Source organism: Oceanisphaera arctica, assembly GCF_002936955.1.
GTDB classification, from domain to species: Bacteria; Pseudomonadota; Gammaproteobacteria; order Enterobacterales; family Aeromonadaceae; genus Oceanimonas; species Oceanimonas arctica.
The window spans coordinates 1-16,152 of record NZ_MPZM01000038.1; the positions used below are offsets into that span (position 1 = coordinate 1).

At 57.3% G+C, this 16,152-nt stretch carries 16 protein-coding genes; 13 read left to right on the forward strand and 3 right to left on the reverse strand.

What is annotated here, in order from left to right:
- Together UN63_RS17240 and queG are read right to left on the reverse strand one after the other, a co-directional pair.
- On the reverse strand, positions 1-232 hold a 232-nt coding region (locus UN63_RS17240; protein ID WP_219821173.1), incomplete at its 3' end, for a hypothetical protein.
- Positions 233-396: 164 nt separating this feature from the next.
- A complete protein-coding gene (gene queG / locus UN63_RS13465) occupies positions 397-1,530 on the reverse strand; it encodes a tRNA epoxyqueuosine(34) reductase QueG (RefSeq protein ID WP_104487452.1) in 1,134 nt (377 codons plus the stop codon).
- On the opposite strand from queG, the gene UN63_RS13470 reads away from it, so the two are divergent.
- The 10 genes from UN63_RS13470 (at position 1,529) to UN63_RS13515 (ending at position 12,821) form a co-directional block, all read left to right on the forward strand.
- Positions 1,529-3,076 carry an NAD(P)H-hydrate dehydratase gene (locus UN63_RS13470; protein WP_104487398.1) on the forward strand — a complete coding sequence of 516 codons (1,548 nt, stop codon included), beginning with the start codon at positions 1,529-1,531 and terminating at the stop codon, positions 3,074-3,076. The genes queG and UN63_RS13470 overlap by 2 nt on opposite strands.
- Complete coding sequence (tsaE, locus tag UN63_RS13475) at positions 3,039-3,506, forward strand: tRNA (adenosine(37)-N6)-threonylcarbamoyltransferase complex ATPase subunit type 1 TsaE (protein WP_104487401.1); 468 nt, start codon at positions 3,039-3,041, stop codon at positions 3,504-3,506. Before UN63_RS13470 ends, tsaE begins: the two co-directional genes overlap by 38 nt.
- Complete coding sequence (locus tag UN63_RS13480; protein ID WP_104487403.1) at positions 3,503-4,816, forward strand: N-acetylmuramoyl-L-alanine amidase; 1,314 nt, start codon at positions 3,503-3,505, stop codon at positions 4,814-4,816. The genes tsaE and UN63_RS13480 overlap by 4 nt, the downstream gene beginning before the upstream one ends.
- A 1-nt stretch (position 4,817) precedes the next feature.
- Positions 4,818-6,680: a DNA mismatch repair endonuclease MutL gene (gene mutL, locus UN63_RS13485; protein ID WP_104487405.1), complete on the forward strand. Its 1,863-nt coding sequence runs from the start codon at positions 4,818-4,820 to the stop codon at positions 6,678-6,680.
- Entirely contained in the window at positions 6,670-7,614 is a 945-nt protein-coding gene (gene miaA / locus UN63_RS13490; RefSeq protein WP_104487407.1) for a tRNA (adenosine(37)-N6)-dimethylallyltransferase MiaA, read from the forward strand. The genes mutL and miaA overlap by 11 nt, the downstream gene beginning before the upstream one ends.
- A gap of 35 nt (positions 7,615-7,649) precedes the next feature.
- Positions 7,650-7,916, forward strand: a complete 267-nt coding sequence (gene hfq / locus UN63_RS13495; RefSeq protein ID WP_104487410.1) for an RNA chaperone Hfq — start codon at positions 7,650-7,652, stop codon at positions 7,914-7,916.
- A gap of 75 nt (positions 7,917-7,991) precedes the next feature.
- A complete protein-coding gene (hflX, locus tag UN63_RS13500) occupies positions 7,992-9,278 on the forward strand; it encodes a ribosome rescue GTPase HflX (RefSeq protein WP_104487412.1) in 1,287 nt (428 codons plus the stop codon).
- Between the two features lie 46 nt (positions 9,279-9,324).
- Positions 9,325-10,497: an FtsH protease activity modulator HflK gene (gene hflK, locus UN63_RS13505; protein WP_104487414.1), complete on the forward strand. Its 1,173-nt coding sequence runs from the start codon at positions 9,325-9,327 to the stop codon at positions 10,495-10,497.
- Positions 10,498-10,500: 3 nt separating this feature from the next.
- The gene (gene hflC / locus UN63_RS13510; RefSeq protein WP_104487416.1) at positions 10,501-11,391 is read left to right on the forward strand and encodes a protease modulator HflC; all 891 of its coding nucleotides are present in this window, start codon (positions 10,501-10,503) and stop codon (positions 11,389-11,391) included.
- A 131-nt stretch (positions 11,392-11,522) separates the two neighbouring features.
- On the forward strand, positions 11,523-12,821 hold the full coding sequence (locus UN63_RS13515; RefSeq protein ID WP_104487419.1) for an adenylosuccinate synthase: 1,299 nt from the start codon (positions 11,523-11,525) through the stop codon (positions 12,819-12,821).
- Positions 12,822-13,067: 246 nt separating this feature from the next.
- Here the strand turns inward: UN63_RS13515 and ispB are convergent, their stop codons facing one another.
- Positions 13,068-14,042: an octaprenyl diphosphate synthase gene (gene ispB, locus UN63_RS13520; RefSeq protein WP_104487421.1), complete on the reverse strand. Its 975-nt coding sequence runs from the start codon at positions 14,040-14,042 to the stop codon at positions 13,068-13,070.
- 235 nt (positions 14,043-14,277) lie between these two features.
- Here ispB and rplU point away from each other — a divergent pair, with 235 nt between their 5' ends.
- The 3 genes from rplU (at position 14,278) to cgtA (ending at position 16,151) form a co-directional block, all read left to right on the forward strand.
- Entirely contained in the window at positions 14,278-14,589 is a 312-nt protein-coding gene (rplU, locus tag UN63_RS13525; RefSeq protein ID WP_104487424.1) for a 50S ribosomal protein L21, read from the forward strand.
- A 17-nt stretch (positions 14,590-14,606) separates the two neighbouring features.
- On the forward strand, positions 14,607-14,864 hold the full coding sequence (rpmA, locus tag UN63_RS13530; protein ID WP_104487426.1) for a 50S ribosomal protein L27: 258 nt from the start codon (positions 14,607-14,609) through the stop codon (positions 14,862-14,864).
- A gap of 117 nt (positions 14,865-14,981) precedes the next feature.
- Positions 14,982-16,151 carry an Obg family GTPase CgtA gene (gene cgtA / locus UN63_RS13535; RefSeq protein ID WP_104487428.1) on the forward strand — a complete coding sequence of 390 codons (1,170 nt, stop codon included), beginning with the start codon at positions 14,982-14,984 and terminating at the stop codon, positions 16,149-16,151.
- Position 16,152 lies beyond the last annotated feature (1 nt).

Sequence of the window (16,152 nt, forward strand, 5' to 3'; positions counted from 1 at the left end):
TTTTTTTTGTATTTGTCTTTCTATCTATAAATTTCTTGGTCACAAATCGGCTCGCTGCATAAAGAGGCAACAGGGCCGCCGCCTCCGACACGCTATGAATACATCCATGTAAGCTCGCACATGCCATCCATGGCATGTGACGGTCGGTGGCGGCAATCCCTGTCGCCTCTTCTTGACGCTGAGCTCGCTGATGACAATGCAACAGGCGACGCCTGAGCTTGAGGGAGGACAAAGGGATCTGCTCCGGCGACCGTCACATGACAGGGCCAACAAAAGCTCCTGCAATGTTGGCACTCCCGCCGTCCATGGCGGTCGGACGTCATGTGCTGAGCGTCACAGGGAGGTGCTTGAGCGGGTCGTCGGAGCGGGCCCTTTGGCCGATGTATCAGCGTATCATCAGCGGGCATGTTTGGGCATGCCCTTGTCCACTGCCCGGATCAGGCGTTCCGTCTTGCGGTCTACCTGCGCCAGACCTTCCCGCTGCCGGGCAAGGGCCCAGTCGATATGCTCCTGCACCATCTCATCTACTTCTTCCCGTTCCCGTTTCTGCTCCAGAGCGTCGATGATGGCCGGACTGGCCGGGGCATTGCCCAGCGCGATGGCGATATTGCGCAGCCAGCGTCGGTGGCCGATGCGCCGGATGGGACTGCCTTCGGTCTGCTTGAGGAAGTGGGCTTCACTCCAGTCGAACAACGCCAGCAACTCGGGGGCATGCAGATTGTCACGGGCGGCAAAGTCCGGTTCCTGGCTGGCATCGGCGAAGCGATTCCAGGGACAGATCAGCTGACAGTCGTCACAGCCGTAGATGCGGTTACCCATCAGCGGGCGAAGATCTTCCGGTATGGGGCCGTCCAGCTCTATGGTGAGATAGGAGATACAGCGACGGGCATCCACCACATAGGGGGCGACGATGGCACCGGTGGGGCAGGCGGTGATACAGGCCACGCATTTGCCGCAGCCTTCTTCCACCGGCTGGTCGGTGGGCAGGGGCAGGTTGACCAGTAATTCGCCGAGAAAGAAAAAGGAGCCTTGCTGGCGGTTGAGCAGCAGCGAGTGCTTGCCGGTCCAGCCGAGGCCGGCCTTGGCCGCCAGCGGCCGTTCCAGCACCGGCGCCGAGTCGACGAAGGGGCGGGCCACCAGGTCGCTTGCTCGCAGCTCGATTTTATCGGCCAGCTTCTTCAGACGCTGGCGCAGCACCTTGTGATAGTCACGGCCCAGGGCATATCGGCTGATATAGCCCTGATCCGGGTTGCTCAGCACCCGGGCGATGGCGGCCTGCTCCGGCAGATAGTTCATGCGCACCGAGATGACTCTCAGGGTGCCGGGCAGCAGTTCATGGGGGCGGGCACGCATCATGCCGTGGCGGGCCATATAGTCCATTTCACCGTGATGGCCCTTGTCCAGCCAGTCGGCCAGCAGCGGCTCATGCTCGGTGAGATCGGTATCGGTAATACCCACCTGGTCAAAGCCTAGCTCTGCTGCCCAGAGCTTGATATCGTGAGCCAAAGTCTCAAAGTCGGGAGCGGTCATGGGCATTATCGGTCTGGAAAAGCCTCACAGTTTAACACAGTCGCTGTGGACATCGGAGCAGATCCGGGCCGGAGAGCGGCAGGCGGCAGCGGCCTGTGGCATGGCGATGTTCGAACTGATGACCCGGGCGGGGCTGGCGGTATTCGAGCAGGCCCGTGCCCGCTGGCCCGACGCCCGGCACTGGTGGGTGTTTACCGGCAGCGGCAATAACGGCGGTGACGGCTATGTGGTGGCCCGGCTGGCCCGGGCGGCCGGCATTCGGGTGCAACTGGTGCAAATGGGTGACGCCGAGCGGCTGAGCGGAGATGCGGCCACCGCCCGGGATCATTACCGGGCCGATGGCGGCGCCATCGAAAGTTTGAACGCGCTGCAGGACGCACCGGATCTGATCATCGATGCCTTGCTCGGTACCGGTCTTAGCGGTGACGTAAGAGAAAGCGCCCGATGTCATATCCAGCTTATCAATCAAACGCAAGCTCCGGTGCTGGCGGTGGACTTGCCCTCCGGGCTCTGCGCCGATACCGGCCGGATACTGGGAGTGGCGGTCGAGGCCAGCATGACGCTGTCTTTTGTCGGGTTGAAACCCGGACTACTGACCGGACGCGGGCCCGATGTTACCGGCCGGGTACTGCTGGCGAGCCTGGGCATTCAGCCCCGCCTGCAACAGACACCGGTAGCCAGCTTAATGCACTGGGATCAGCTGCGACGGCAACTGCCCAAGCGACGACGCGGTGCTCACAAGGGTGAAGCCGGACGCTTGCTGGTTGCCGGCGGCAATGCCGGCATGAACGGCGCCGTCCGGCTGGCAGGTGAAGCCGCCTTGCGTTGCGCCACCGGGCTGGTGCGTCTGCTCAGTCATCCGGCGCATGTTCATCTGCTTAATCTGCAGCGACCCGAGCTGATGACGGCGGCTTTTCCGGAATTTGACGACTGGCACTGGAGTGATGCCCTGGTGCTGGGGCCGGGACTGGGACGAGATGTCTGGGCTCATGATCTGTTTGAGGCGGCACTCAAAGCCGCGCTTGAGGCAGACAAGCCGATGGTCATTGATGCGGATGGGCTCTGGTGGCTGGCCCGTCGTCGAGACGACGGGCCGCTAACCGATAACCGGGTACTGACGCCCCATCCGGGTGAGGCGGCGATGCTTCTGGGCTGCAAGACCTCCGAGATCGAGGCGGACAGGCTGGCGGCGGTGCGAGCCATTCAGCAACAATACGGTGGTGTAGTGGTATTGAAAGGCGCCGGCACTCTGATCGCGGATGAGGGACATGTCAGATTATGTCATTATGGTAATCCCGGCATGGCGTCGGGCGGGATGGGCGATTTGTTATCTGGTATAATCGGTGCCTTTATGGCCCAGGGGCTGACTCCCTTTAATGCTGCCTCGGTGGCGGTGTGTCTTCATGGCCTGGCCGGTGACAGTGCCGCCAAAGATGGCGGTATGCTCGGATTATTGGCATCGGATTTATTCTCTCCACTCAGAAGTCTTATTAATCAAGATGATGAACATGACAACAAACACTTGGACCCTGACGCTTGCCGATGAGCAAGAGACCCTGGCGTTGGGTAAAAAACTGGCGCAATCCTGTTGCGAGGCGCTCATTATTTTTCTGCATGGTGAGCTGGGGGCGGGTAAAACCACCCTGAGCCGAGGAATTATCCAGGCCCTGGGCCATGAAGGAAAAGTGAAAAGCCCGACCTACACTCTGGTAGAGCCCTATCAGGTGGGGGGCTGGCAGGTCTATCATTTCGACTTGTATCGTCTGGCCGACCCGGAAGAGCTGGAATACATGGGAATTCGTGATTACTTTACCCCCGACAGCCTCTGTCTGGTGGAGTGGCCACAACGAGGTAATGGCATGCTGCCATCGGCAGATCTGGAAGTGACACTGCGCTATCAGGGCGAACAACGACAGGCATTAATGGAAGCCCACACCCCGGCTGGCGCGGCGTTACTGGAGAAAATAAAAACGTGAAGTCGATACTGGCATTTTTCTGTTTGTGGTTCAGCGTATCGGCATGGGCAAACCAGCTTGAAAGCATCCGCATCTGGCCGTCGCCGGAGAACACCCGCATCGTGCTCGATATGGGGACGGCGCCAGCCTATGAGTATTTTATGCTCAATGGTCCTCATCGGCTGGTGGTGGACCTGAGCCAGACCCAGAGCCGGGTCAAATTTACCGCCATTAACAATAACAGCGAACTGATCACCAGGATTCGAAGCAGCAAACCTCCGGTGGCAAGCAGTTATCGCCTGGTCTTCGAGCTGAAGTCCGGGGTCAAGCCGGTGGTCTTTCCGCTGGCTCCGGCCGGTGACTACGGCCATCGACTGGTGATCGATCTGCCTTATGCCGATCAGAGCCGGGCCCCGCAGCCGGTCGTGCGCAAGGCCGCTCCGGTCGGGCAGAGGGAAATTGTCATCGCCATCGATCCGGGGCACGGCGGAGAGGATCCGGGAGCCATAGGGCCGAAGAAAAACCGGGAAAAACACATTACCCTCGCCATTTCCCGCCGTCTGGCCGACCTCATCAACAAAGAGCCGGGTATGCGGGCGGTGCTGACACGTACCGGAGATTATTACGTTAACCTCAACCGACGCTCCGATATTGCCCGCAAAGGCAAGGCCGATTTGCTGTTGTCCATTCATGCGGACAGCGTGGCCAACAGCGGCCCTCGCGGCGCCTCGGTCTGGGTGTTGTCATCCAACCGGGCCAACCGGGAGATGGCCGGCTGGCTGGAAAAGCAAGAGCGTCAATCGGAGCTTCTTGGCGGGGTGGGCGAGGTGATCTCCCAGACCGACGGCAACCCTTATCTGACCCGTACCTTCCTCGATTTGTCGATGGATAAGTCCCGGGCCGACAGTTACGCCATCAGCGAGCATATTCTGTCTGCTATGGGCAAGGTGGTGAGGTTGCACAAGAGCAAGCCGGAGCATGCCAGCCTGGCGGTGCTCAAGTCGCCGGACATCCCCTCGCTGCTGATAGAGGCGGGTTTCATTTCCAACCCGGAGGAAGAGCGTCTGTTGCTCAGCGCATCACACCAGCAGAAGGTGTCTCAGGCGGTATTCAACGGGGTGAAATCCTATTATCGACAAAACCGGCCCAGTGGCCCCATGGTGGCCAGTCAGGCATCCGGGCCTGCGCGTCAGCACAAGGTACAAACCGGTGAGAGCCTGTCACTGATCGCCCAGCGTTACGGCGTTAGCGTCAGCCGGCTGAAAGGGCACAATAGCCTGAAGTCCGATGTGGTTCGCATCGGCCAGGTGCTGGATATTCCCGGGAGCTGATATGCCAATTCAGATACTGCCGGCCCGGCTGGCCAACCAGATTGCCGCCGGTGAAGTGGTGGAACGACCGGCTTCGGTGGTGAAAGAGCTGGTGGAAAACAGCCTCGATGCGGGGGCCACCCGTATCGAGGTGGATATCGAGAAGGGCGGCGCCAAGCTGATCCGCATCCGCGACAACGGCTGCGGTATCGGCAAGGACGAACTGACACTGGCGTTATCGCGCCACGCCACTTCCAAGGTCAGTACTCTGGAAGATCTGGAACAGATCTTGAGTCTGGGCTTTCGCGGCGAGGCCCTGGCCTCCATCAGCTCGGTGTCGCGGCTGACGCTGACCTCCAGACCCGCCGAACAAAGCGAGGCCTGGCAGGCGATGGCTTCAGGCCGGGATATGGAGGTCAAGCTTCAGCCTGCGTCACACCCCCAGGGCACCACCCTGGAAGCGAGCGATCTGTTTTTCAATACCCCGGCGCGGCGCAAGTTCATGCGTACCGAAAAAACCGAATTCAGTCATATCGATGAGGTGATCCGCCGCATTGCCCTGAGTCGCTTCGACGTCGATCTGGTGTTGCGCCATAACGGCAAGCAGGTGCGCCAGTATCGGGCGGGTCGGTTGCCGTCCCAGCAGGATAAACGGCTGGCGGCGGTGTGTGGTCCGGCCTTCATGAATTCGGCGCTGAAGCTCGACAGCGAGCATCATGGCCTGCGGTTATGGGGCTGGCTGGCGCCACCGAGCGCGGCCCGGGCTCAGCCGGATGTGCAATATACCTATGTGAATGGCCGCATGATGAGAGACAAACTGCTCAATCATGCGGTGCGTCAGGCCTATGGCGATCGACTGCCTGCCGAGGGGCATGCGGCCTTTGTGCTTTATCTGGAGCTGGATGCGCGAGAAGTGGATGTGAATGTGCATCCGGCCAAGCACGAGGTGCGTTTTCATCAGTCCCGGCTGGTGCACGACTTTATCTGCCAGGTGCTGCTGCAGGTACTGGAGCGGCAACAGCTACAGCAACCAAGGGTCGATACCGACACCGGCGAAGTGGATGAACCTCACCAGGCGACGACATCACGATCCGAGTACCCGGACACCCCTCGCGAGCCGGTCAGTTATCAGGCTCCCCGTCATGGCTATGGTGGCGGTATGTCGGCGCGTGAGTCTCGGCCGGGTGCAGTCAGCCGCGGTGAATGGCAGGGTATCGATAGCCTGCTGACCACGTTGACCCCCACACATCAGTCACCGACACACCCGGTCCCTTCACACCACTCACCTTCACAGAGTGCCGACACGGCCGCATCGCAGACGGCGAATGTACCGAGCCTGGAGCATGGTCAGCCGTTGCTGCTGATCAAGGAGCGAGGGCTGGTGGTGCTGCATCGGCAAGGCCTCTGGCTCTGTGATCTCAACCGGGCTCGCGCCTACGCCGATGGACTGGCTTTGTTCGAGGTCTGGCAACAGGGGCTGACCCCGCAGCCGCTGTTGCTGCCCATTCGACTTGCCCTCGATTCGGAGCAGCAAACGGCACTGGAACGGCATCAGGTGCAGCTGCAAAAATTAGGGCTGGAGTTGAAAAACGGTGCCAGCGGCACCATTATTCTGACCCGGGTGCCGCAACCGCTGCGTCATGCGGATCTGGCCCGTCTTTTTCCGGAATTACTGGCGTGGCTGGATCGGGATGCAGAGCCATGGGTCCTTTGCCAGTGGCTGGCCGAACAGGGGAACTCTGACCGACAACGATGGTCCATGACCGAGGCGATGGCCTTGTGGCAGCAACTGCAGCCGACCTTGCCGGACATGCCGGATGAAGTACCCTTTCTGCAGCCGGTGGCGATAGAGCAACAACTAGACAGGTGGATAGATGGGGACTGAACCCCTTGCAATATTTTTGATGGGTCCCACGGCCTCGGGCAAAACCAGCCTGGCCATGGAACTGTGCCGGGAGCTGCCTTGTGAGCTGATCAGCGTCGATTCGGCGCTGGTGTACAAGGGCATGGATATCGGTACCGCCAAGCCCACGGCCGACGAGCTGGCCACGACCCCCCATCGGCTGATCGACTTGCTGGATCCCAAAGAGGCCTATTCTGCCGCCGATTTTCGGCGCGATGCTCTGTCGGCCATGGCCGAAATTTCGGCGGCCGGCCGCATTCCGCTGCTGGTCGGCGGCACCATGCTGTATTTCAAGGCCTTGCTGGAGGGGCTATCGCCCTTGCCTAGTGCCGATGCCATGGTGAGAGCTCAAATTGAATCCGAGGCCCGGCAACATGGCTGGAACACCCTGCACGATCAGCTGGCCGAACTCGATCCGGTGGCGGCGGCGCGAATTCACCCCAACGATCCCCAGCGGCTGTCCCGGGCGCTGGAGGTTTTTCGTATTTCCGGTAAAACGCTCACAGAATTAACGCAGAGCAAGGGTGATCCCTTGCCTTACAAAGTGTTACAGTTTGCGATTGCACCCAGCGATCGGGCCGAGCTGCATCGGCGTATTGCCGAACGTTTTCGGCTGATGCTGTCTCAGGGCTTCGAACAGGAGGTTCGGACGCTCCATGAGCGAGGTGATTTGCACCCCGATCTGCCGTCTATTCGTTGTGTCGGCTATCGACAGATGTGGGATTACCTGAACGGGGTTGTCGGCTATGATGAAATGGTGGAACGCGGTATTGCCGCCACCCGCCAGTTGGCCAAGCGGCAGCTGACCTGGCTCAGGGGATGGCCAGATCTGCAATGGCTGGATACCAATAATAAAGAGGTTTGTCATGACGTGATTGAACAGGTCAGGCAGGCCCAAAACGAAAGACAACAATAACAATTTTCATAATGACAAAAGATAAGGACAACAAGATGGCTAAGGGACAATCTTTGCAGGACCCGTTTCTGAATGCGCTGCGACGAGAGCGGGTCCCAGTCTCTATTTATCTGGTGAATGGCATCAAGTTGCAGGGACAGGTAGAGTCATTCGACCAATTCGTTATTCTGCTTAAAAATACCGTTAGTCAGATGGTGTACAAGCATGCCATTTCGACCGTGGTACCCGCCCGGCCGGTGCACTTAGTGACGCCGCCAACCGGTGGTGCAGAACCCGCCGAACCGGAACAGGACCAGGGTTGATCTTGATTCACCATTCTTTACTGCCCTATTGCAGCCTCTTGCCGCGCGCATGTTCTGAAAGATGGAGGACGCACCTTGTTTGAGCGTTATCAAGGTGGCGAGTCCGCCATTCTGGTTCATGTCAATTTTTCGGACGACAGTGAACGGGAAGATCTTGAAGAGCTGGAGCTACTGGCCGACTCCGCGGGGGTAACGACCTGCGCGGTGCTTACGGGCAGCCGGGCTTCGCCCCAGCCAAAATTTTTTATCGGTACCGGCAAAGTAGACGAGCTGGCGGCACTGGTGCAGATGCATCAGGCCGATGTGGTGATATTCAACCATAGCCTGAGCCCGGCCCAGGAACGTAACCTGGAGCGGGAAGTAAAATGTCGGGTGCTGGACCGTACCGGTCTTATCCTGGATATTTTTGCCCAGCGGGCTCGTACCCACGAAGGCAAGCTGCAGGTCGAGCTGGCCCAGTTGCGCCATCTGTCGACCCGACTGATCAGGGGGTGGACCCATCTGGAGCGTCAAAAAGGTGGTATCGGCCTGCGTGGCCCAGGGGAAACCCAGCTGGAAACCGACCGTCGTTTGCTGCGTGAGCGCATCAAGTATATTCAGAAACGACTGGAAAAAGTGTCCCGCCAGCGTGAGCAGGGCCGGCGTGCGCGCAAGCGTAACGAGATCCCGACCCTGTCGCTGGTGGGGTATACCAACGCCGGCAAGTCGACGTTGTTCAATAGAATCACTCAGGCCGGGGTCTATGCGGCGGATCAGCTGTTTGCCACCCTGGATCCGACTCTGCGCAAGGTTGAATTGCCCGATGCCGGCTCGGTGATCCTGGCCGATACCGTCGGCTTTATCCGCCATCTGCCCCATGACTTGATTGCCGCTTTCAAGGCCACGCTACAGGAAACCCGCGATGCGGATCTCTTGTTGCACGTGGTGGACTGCGCCGATGAGCAGATGCGAGAGAATATCGACGAAGTCAATTCGGTGCTCGAACAGATTGAAGCCGACGAAATACCTGTGCTGATGGTGTTCAACAAGATAGACAAGCTTGAGCAGCCCAGCAGCCGTGTCGAGCTGGATGAGCAGGGGAGTCCCAGAGCCGTCTGGTTGTCGGCGCAGGAAGCGCTGGGTATCGAGGAATTGCTGGACGCCCTGAACCAATTGCTGGCCGGGGTGCTGGTGGAACATCGACTGACCCTGCCGCCATCGGCGTCCAGGCTGCGCAGTCGACTCTATGCCATGAACGGCGTTGTTAATGAATCGTTCGGGGAGCAGGGAGAGTTTGTGGTTGATATCCGGTTGCAGCAGGCCGATTGGCATCGACTGCTCAAACAGGAAGGTGAACAGCTAGCGCGCTTTATAAGCGATTGATTGCTTGATAAAGTTACTTTTATAAACCAGAAAGACGGAGAGACAAATGGCTTGGAATGAGCCTGGAAATGGTGGCAAAGACCGTGACCCCTGGGGGAATAACGGCAAGCAACAGGGTGGTCCGCCAGATCTGGATCAGGTTATTCGTAACCTGAGTAATAAGTTAGGTGGCCTCTTGGGTCGTAGTGGTACCGGCTCCGGTGGTGGTGGTGGCGTTGGCACTTTCGGCATTGTGGTGGGTCTGGTGCTCGCCGTGGTGGTGTGGGTGGTCAGCGGTTTCTATACCATAGGAGAAGCCCAGCGTGGCGTGGTGTTGCGTTTCGGTAACTACTACCAGACCGTAGAGCCGGGCCTGAGCTGGAAGGCAACCTTTATCGATCGGGTCTTTCCGGTGGATGTGGAAACCGTGCGTTCTCAGCCGGCATCCGGTTTTATGCTGACCCGGGATGAAAACCTGGTTCGCGTAGAAATGGATGTCCAGTATCGGGTACTTGAGCCACGTGACTATCTGTTCAACGTGACCAATGCGGACGACAGTCTGCATCAGGCGCTCGACAGTGCCCTGCGTTTTGTAGTGGGTCACAGCACCATGGACGATGTACTGACCGTGGGTCGTGAGCGTGTTCGTCAGGAGACCCGTGAGCTGCTTGAGCAGATTATCGAACCTTATCAGCTGGGTCTGACGGTGCTGGATCTGAACTTCCTGCCGGCGCGTCCGCCGGAAGAAGTGAAAGACGCCTTCGATGATGCGATTGCCGCACAGGAAGACGAACAGCGCTTTATTCGCGAAGCTGAAGCCTATGCCCGTGAAATCGAGCCCAAGGCCCGAGGCCAGGTGCAGCGTCTGTTGCAGGAAGCCGAAGCGTATAAAGAGCAGATTGCGCTGCGAGCAGAAGGTGAGGTGGCTCGTTTCCGTGAGTTACTGCCCCAGTATCAGGAGCAACCCAAGCTGACCCGCGACCGTATTTATCTGGAAACCATGGAAGAGATTTACAGCAAGGTCAACAAGGTGATCGTGGATACGCCAGAGGGCAGCAGTAACCTGATGTATCTGCCGCTGGACAAGTTGGTTGAGCAGAACGCGAACCGTGCCACCCGGGTCGATCCCAATATCATCACTTCCGATTATCTGAACGGTAATGTTCCTGTCAGTCAGGACAGTGGACAACTCAGACCCGGTTCCGATAGAAGTTCCATTCGTCCGACAGGGAGAAACTAAGCGATGAAAAGAGTATTAATCGTTGTTCTTGCCCTGGTTGCCATCGTGTTCTACTCCTCGATATTCGTGGTGGTAGAAGGCGAGCGGGGCATAGTACTGCAGTTCGGCAAGGTGAAGCGGGAGCAGGGCTCGGATCTGCCTACCGTATACGGTCCCGGTCTGCACTTCAAAGTGCCGATGATCGATCAGGTACGCAAGCTGGATGCGCGTGTTCAGACTCTGGACGATCAGGTGGATCGCTTCGTGACCTCGGAGAAGAAAGACTTGATCATCGACTCCTACGTCAAGTGGCGCATCGACAACTTCGCCAACTACTACCTGGCGACCGGTGGTGGTAATCGCCTGCAGGCCGAAAGCCTGCTGCGCCGGCGGATCAACAACAGCCTGCGCTCCGAAATCGGTAGTCGCACCATTCGCGACATCGTGTCCGGTGAACGGGGCGACGTGATGGAAAGCGCCTTGCGTGGCTTGTTGGAGTCGTCCTCTGAACTGGGGATCAAGGTGGTGGACGTACGGATCAAGCAGATTAACCTGCCGACCGAAGTGTCCAACTCCATTTACCAGCGCATGAGAGCCGAGCGTACTGCCGTGGCCCGTGAACACAGATCCCAGGGTCGTGAGCAGGCCGAGATCATCAAGGCCGAAGCCGACCGTCGGGTGACGGTGATGATCGCCGAAGCCCAGCGTAATTCACGTACCCTGCGGGGCCAGGGTGATGCGTCTGCGGCGAACATCTATTCGGATGCCTACTCGGCAGATCCGGAGTTCTTCAGCTTTATCCGTAGCCTCGAAGCGTATCGCAAAAGCTTCGAGCAGGGGGGCGATATGATGATCCTCAAGCCGGACGGAGATTTCTTCCGTTATCTCAAGGATCCTTCGGGACAACCTCAGTAAAATCAAAAGCCCGGGCAACCGGGCTTTTTTCTATCTGACATTTTCCACAAAGCTTGGCTTATCATGTTCCGACCTTGGTCAAAATTTGATAGACTCCATTTTTAATAACTTAACAGTTAGTGAAAGGAAAAATGGGACAAAACGTTGTTGTACTTGGCACCCAATGGGGTGACGAAGGCAAGGGGAAGATTGTTGATCTTCTGACTGATAAAGCCCGTTATGTTGTGCGTTATCAGGGCGGCCACAATGCCGGCCATACCTTGGTCATCGACGGTAAAAAAACCGTTCTCCATCTTATTCCATCAGGTATTCTGCGCGATAACTGTACCTGCATCATTGCCAATGGCGTGGTGTTGTCGCCGGAAGCCTTACTGAAAGAAATGGCCGGCCTGGAAGCCAGTGGCTTGCCGGTGCGCGAGCGCCTGGTGCTGAGCGAAGCGTGCCCGTTGATCCTTCAGTATCATGTTGCTATGGACGTAGCCCGGGAAGAAGCCCGTGGCGCCAAAGCCATCGGCACCACCGGTCGCGGCATCGGTCCGGCCTATGAAGACAAGGTCGCACGTCGCGGTTTGCGCGTCGGCGACTTGTCCAACATGGACACCTTTGCTGTCAAGCTGAAAGAAATTGTTGAATACTACAATTTCCAGCTCACCGGTTTTTATGGTGTTGAAGCGGTCTCTTATGAGGACGTACTGGAACAGGCCAAAGGCTATGCCGATCTGCTGACCAGCATGGTAGTGGACGTGACCGACGTGCTGGACAAGGCACGCATCAACGGTGACAAAATCATGTTCGAAGGTGCCCAGGGCACCCTGCTGGACATCGATCACGGCACCTACCCTTATGTGACCTCATCCAACACCACCGCAGGTGGCGTGGCGACCGGCTCCGGCTTTGGTCCCTGCTATCTGAATTATGTGCTGGGTATCATCAAGGCTTATACAACACGCGTGGGTTCGGGTCCTTTCCCGACCGAGCTGGACGATGAAGTTGGCCAGCATCTGGGCGTCAAAGGCCAGGAGTTTGGTGCCACTACCGGTCGCAAACGCCGCACCGGCTGGTTGGATATAGTAGCCATCAAGCGCGCCATTCAGGTGAATTCCATTTCCGGTTTCTGTCTGACCAAGCTGGATGTACTGGACGGTCTGGAAGAAGTGAAGATCTGCATCGGCTATAAAATGCCGGACGGTTCGGTCAAGGATGTGCCGCCGATGGCCGCCGAAGACTATGAAACCGTGACGCCGATATACGAATCCATGCCCGGTTGGAGCGACAATACCTTTGGTGTGGTGACGGTTGAAGGCCTGCCTCAGGCGGCTCGTGACTATATCAAGCGTATCGAAACGCTGACCGGTGTGCCGATAGATATCATTTCTACCGGTCCCGACCGCGACGAGACCATGATTCTGCGTCATCCCTTCGACGCCTGATCTTAAAGCTCAGCGCTTATTAAAAACGCCAGCCTTATGGGGCTGGCGTTTTTTATTATCTGTTCACGAATGTAGTAGCTGCTTCAGCTGCTAAAACCTGCAACGCAGGTTCTTATGCACTAAACCATCCCGAGTCGCCGAATAAAGGTGATAATACGACGACATATGAGATATCGCGAGCGATATTGCACAGCTAAAGCAGTGCCTACATCCGTGCAATATGGCGCAACAGTACTGTGTTCACATTTAGCTGCTGCGTTCCACCGCCATATGAGCCAGGGCTACCAGCGCTGACTTGTGCTCGGAGTCGGGCAGTATGTTCAGGCTGTCGATGGCTTTTTTGGCCTCATCCTGAGCACGCTGCTGGCTGTATTCCAGTGCCCGGGTATCGGACAGTATGGTCATTATCTCGTCGAGATGTTCCATGCCGGTTCGGTTGGCAATGGCGTCACGGATGCGCTCCCGCTGTGCATCATTACCCACGGCCATGGCACGCAGCAACGGCAGCGTCGGTTTGCCTTCGGCCAGGTCGTCACCCACGTTCTTGCCCATGTCCTGGCTATCCGAGTTGTAGTCCATGATGTCGTCCACCAGCTGGAAGGCGGTGCCCAGGTATTTGCCGTAGTCGAGCATGGCCTGCTCTATTTCGGGCGGCTGATGGGTGAGTACGGCGGCCAACCGGGTGGCCGCCTCGAACAGCTTGGCGGTCTTGCAGTAGATTACCTGCATATAGCTGTCTTCGGTGGTGTCCGGATCGTTACAGTTCATCAACTGCAGCACTTCGCCTTCGGCGATGATATTGGTGGCGTCGCTCAGGATATTCATGATTTTCATGTTATCCAGCTCGGTCATCATCTGAAAGGCGCGGGTATAGAGAAAGTCGCCGACCAGGACGCTGGCGGCATTGCCAAACAGCGCGTTGGCGGTGTCTCGGCCCCGACGCAGATCCGACTCGTCTACCACATCGTCGTGCAACAGAGTGGCGGTATGAATAAATTCGATGATGGCCGCGAGGGTGATATGAGCCTCGCCTTCATAGCCGAGGGCGCGGGCCGCCAGCACGGTAAGTTGGGGGCGCATACGCTTGCCACCGGCACCGACGATATAGAAGCCGAGTTGGTTGATCAGGGCCACATCCGATTGAAGTCGTGACATGATCAGCGTGTTGACCGATTGCATATCCAGCTCGGTCAATTGTTTTATCTTGTTGATATCTACCATAAAGTTATAAGCCGGACGATGCAGTCTAAAGTCATTGATGTTAGGATTTTACACTATTCGTCAAAGGGATAAAGCCACCCGACCGGGCTTTGGGTTTAAAGCCGGTGCGACTGATTTTTTTATGGTTGCGGTCTTGTCTCGGCATATCAATCTGCGTACAATACGCGACCATTGTAGAACAGTTTTAGTGCACGGCCCGAAGAGGGTAAAAGTGCCAAAAATCGGAGTTATAATCATGTACGCGGTAATCCAAAGCGGCGGAAAACAGCACCGTGTAGCCGAAGGGCAGGTGGTGCGTCTGGAAAAGCTGGACGTTGAAACTGGCGCTTCTGTCGAATTCGACAAAGTGTTGATGGTTGCTCAAGGTGAAGACGTTAAAGTTGGTGTTCCTTACATCGACGGCAGCAAAGTGATTGCAGAAGTCGTAGCTCACGGTCGTGGCAAAAAAGTCAAGATCGTCAAGTTCCGTCGTCGTAAGCACTCTCGCAAACAGCAGGGTCATCGTCAGTGGTTCACTGAAGTGAAGATCACTGGTATCAGCGCCTAAGAGGGGAGTTAAGTTCCATGGCACATAAAAAAGCAGGCGGCTCAACTCGTAACGGTCGCGATTCAGAAAGCAAACGTCTTGGCGTCAAGCGTTTTGGCGGTGAAAATGTCCTGGCGGGCAACATCATCGTTCGTCAGCGTGGCACCAAGTTTCACGCCGGCGACAACGTAGGTCTGGGCAAAGATCACACTCTGTTCGCCAAAGCCGACGGCAAGGTGAAGTTTGAGATTAAAGGTCCCAAGAACCGCAAGTTCGTTAGCATTGTAGCTGAGTAAGCTGCAAGCAGGACTGAAAAAGCCCCGCCAACCGGCGGGGCTTTTTGCTTTACAAAAAGCACATTCGGCGTTTGAGCCGGATATACTGCGCTCAGAAACGAATGGGAGAGCAATAGAATGAAGTTTGTCGATGAAGCGGAAATCCGGGTTGAAGCCGGTGATGGTGGTAATGGTTGCGTTAGTTTCCGCCGAGAGAAATACATACCCAATGGGGGACCCGACGGCGGTGATGGCGGCGATGGCGGCGATCTTTATATGCTGGCCGACGAAAACCTCAATACCCTGATCGACTATCATTTCGAGCGTTTTCACCGTGCCGAACGGGGTGAGAATGGTCGCAGCAGTAACTGTACCGGCAAGCGTGGTCAGGATCTGGTGCTGAAGGTGCCGGTAGGTACCCGCGCCAAAGATGAAATGACCGGCGAAATCCTGGGCGATATGACCCGTCACGGCCAGAAAATGCTGGTGGCCAAGGGCGGTTTTCACGGCCTGGGCAACGCGCGTTTCAAAAGCTCGGTGAACCGGGCTCCAAGACAGAAGACCAACGGTACACCGGGTGAGATACGCAACCTGCTGCTTGAGCTGTTGTTGCTGGCCGACGTGGGTCTGCTGGGCCTGCCCAATGCCGGCAAGTCGACCTTTATCCGCGCCGTGTCTGCCGCCAAGCCCAAGGTTGCCGATTATCCCTTTACCACCCTGGTGCCTAATCTGGGCGTGGTACGTTGCGATGGCCACAAGAGCTTTGTAGTCGCCGATATTCCCGGTTTGATCGAAGGCGCGGCCGATGGTGCCGGTCTGGGTATCCGCTTCCTCAAGCACCTGGAACGGTGTCGGGTGTTGCTGCACATGATCGACGTGCTGCCGGTGGATGAGTCCGATCCGGCAGACAATGCGGATATCATCGTCAATGAACTGATTCAGTACAGCGACGCCCTGGCCGCCAAACCGCGCTGGCTGGTATTCAACAAGCTGGATCTGGTGCTGGAAGACGAAGCCGAAGCCACTATACAGAAAGTCATCGAGCTTCTGGACTGGAAGGGTCCTGTATTCCGTATCAGTGCCATCGGTAAAGAAGGTACCAAGGAGCTGACTCAGGCGCTGATGGGCTTCCTGGATGAGAATCCGCGTACCCAGAAAGAGCTGGAAGAGGCTCGTGAGCCGGTTAACTTCAAGTGGGATGAGTATCATCAGGCCACACTGACCGAAAACACGGAATCGGCTGACGATGACGATGATGACTGGGATGAAGATGACGACGACGGCCATGTCGTTTATACCCGGGAATAAT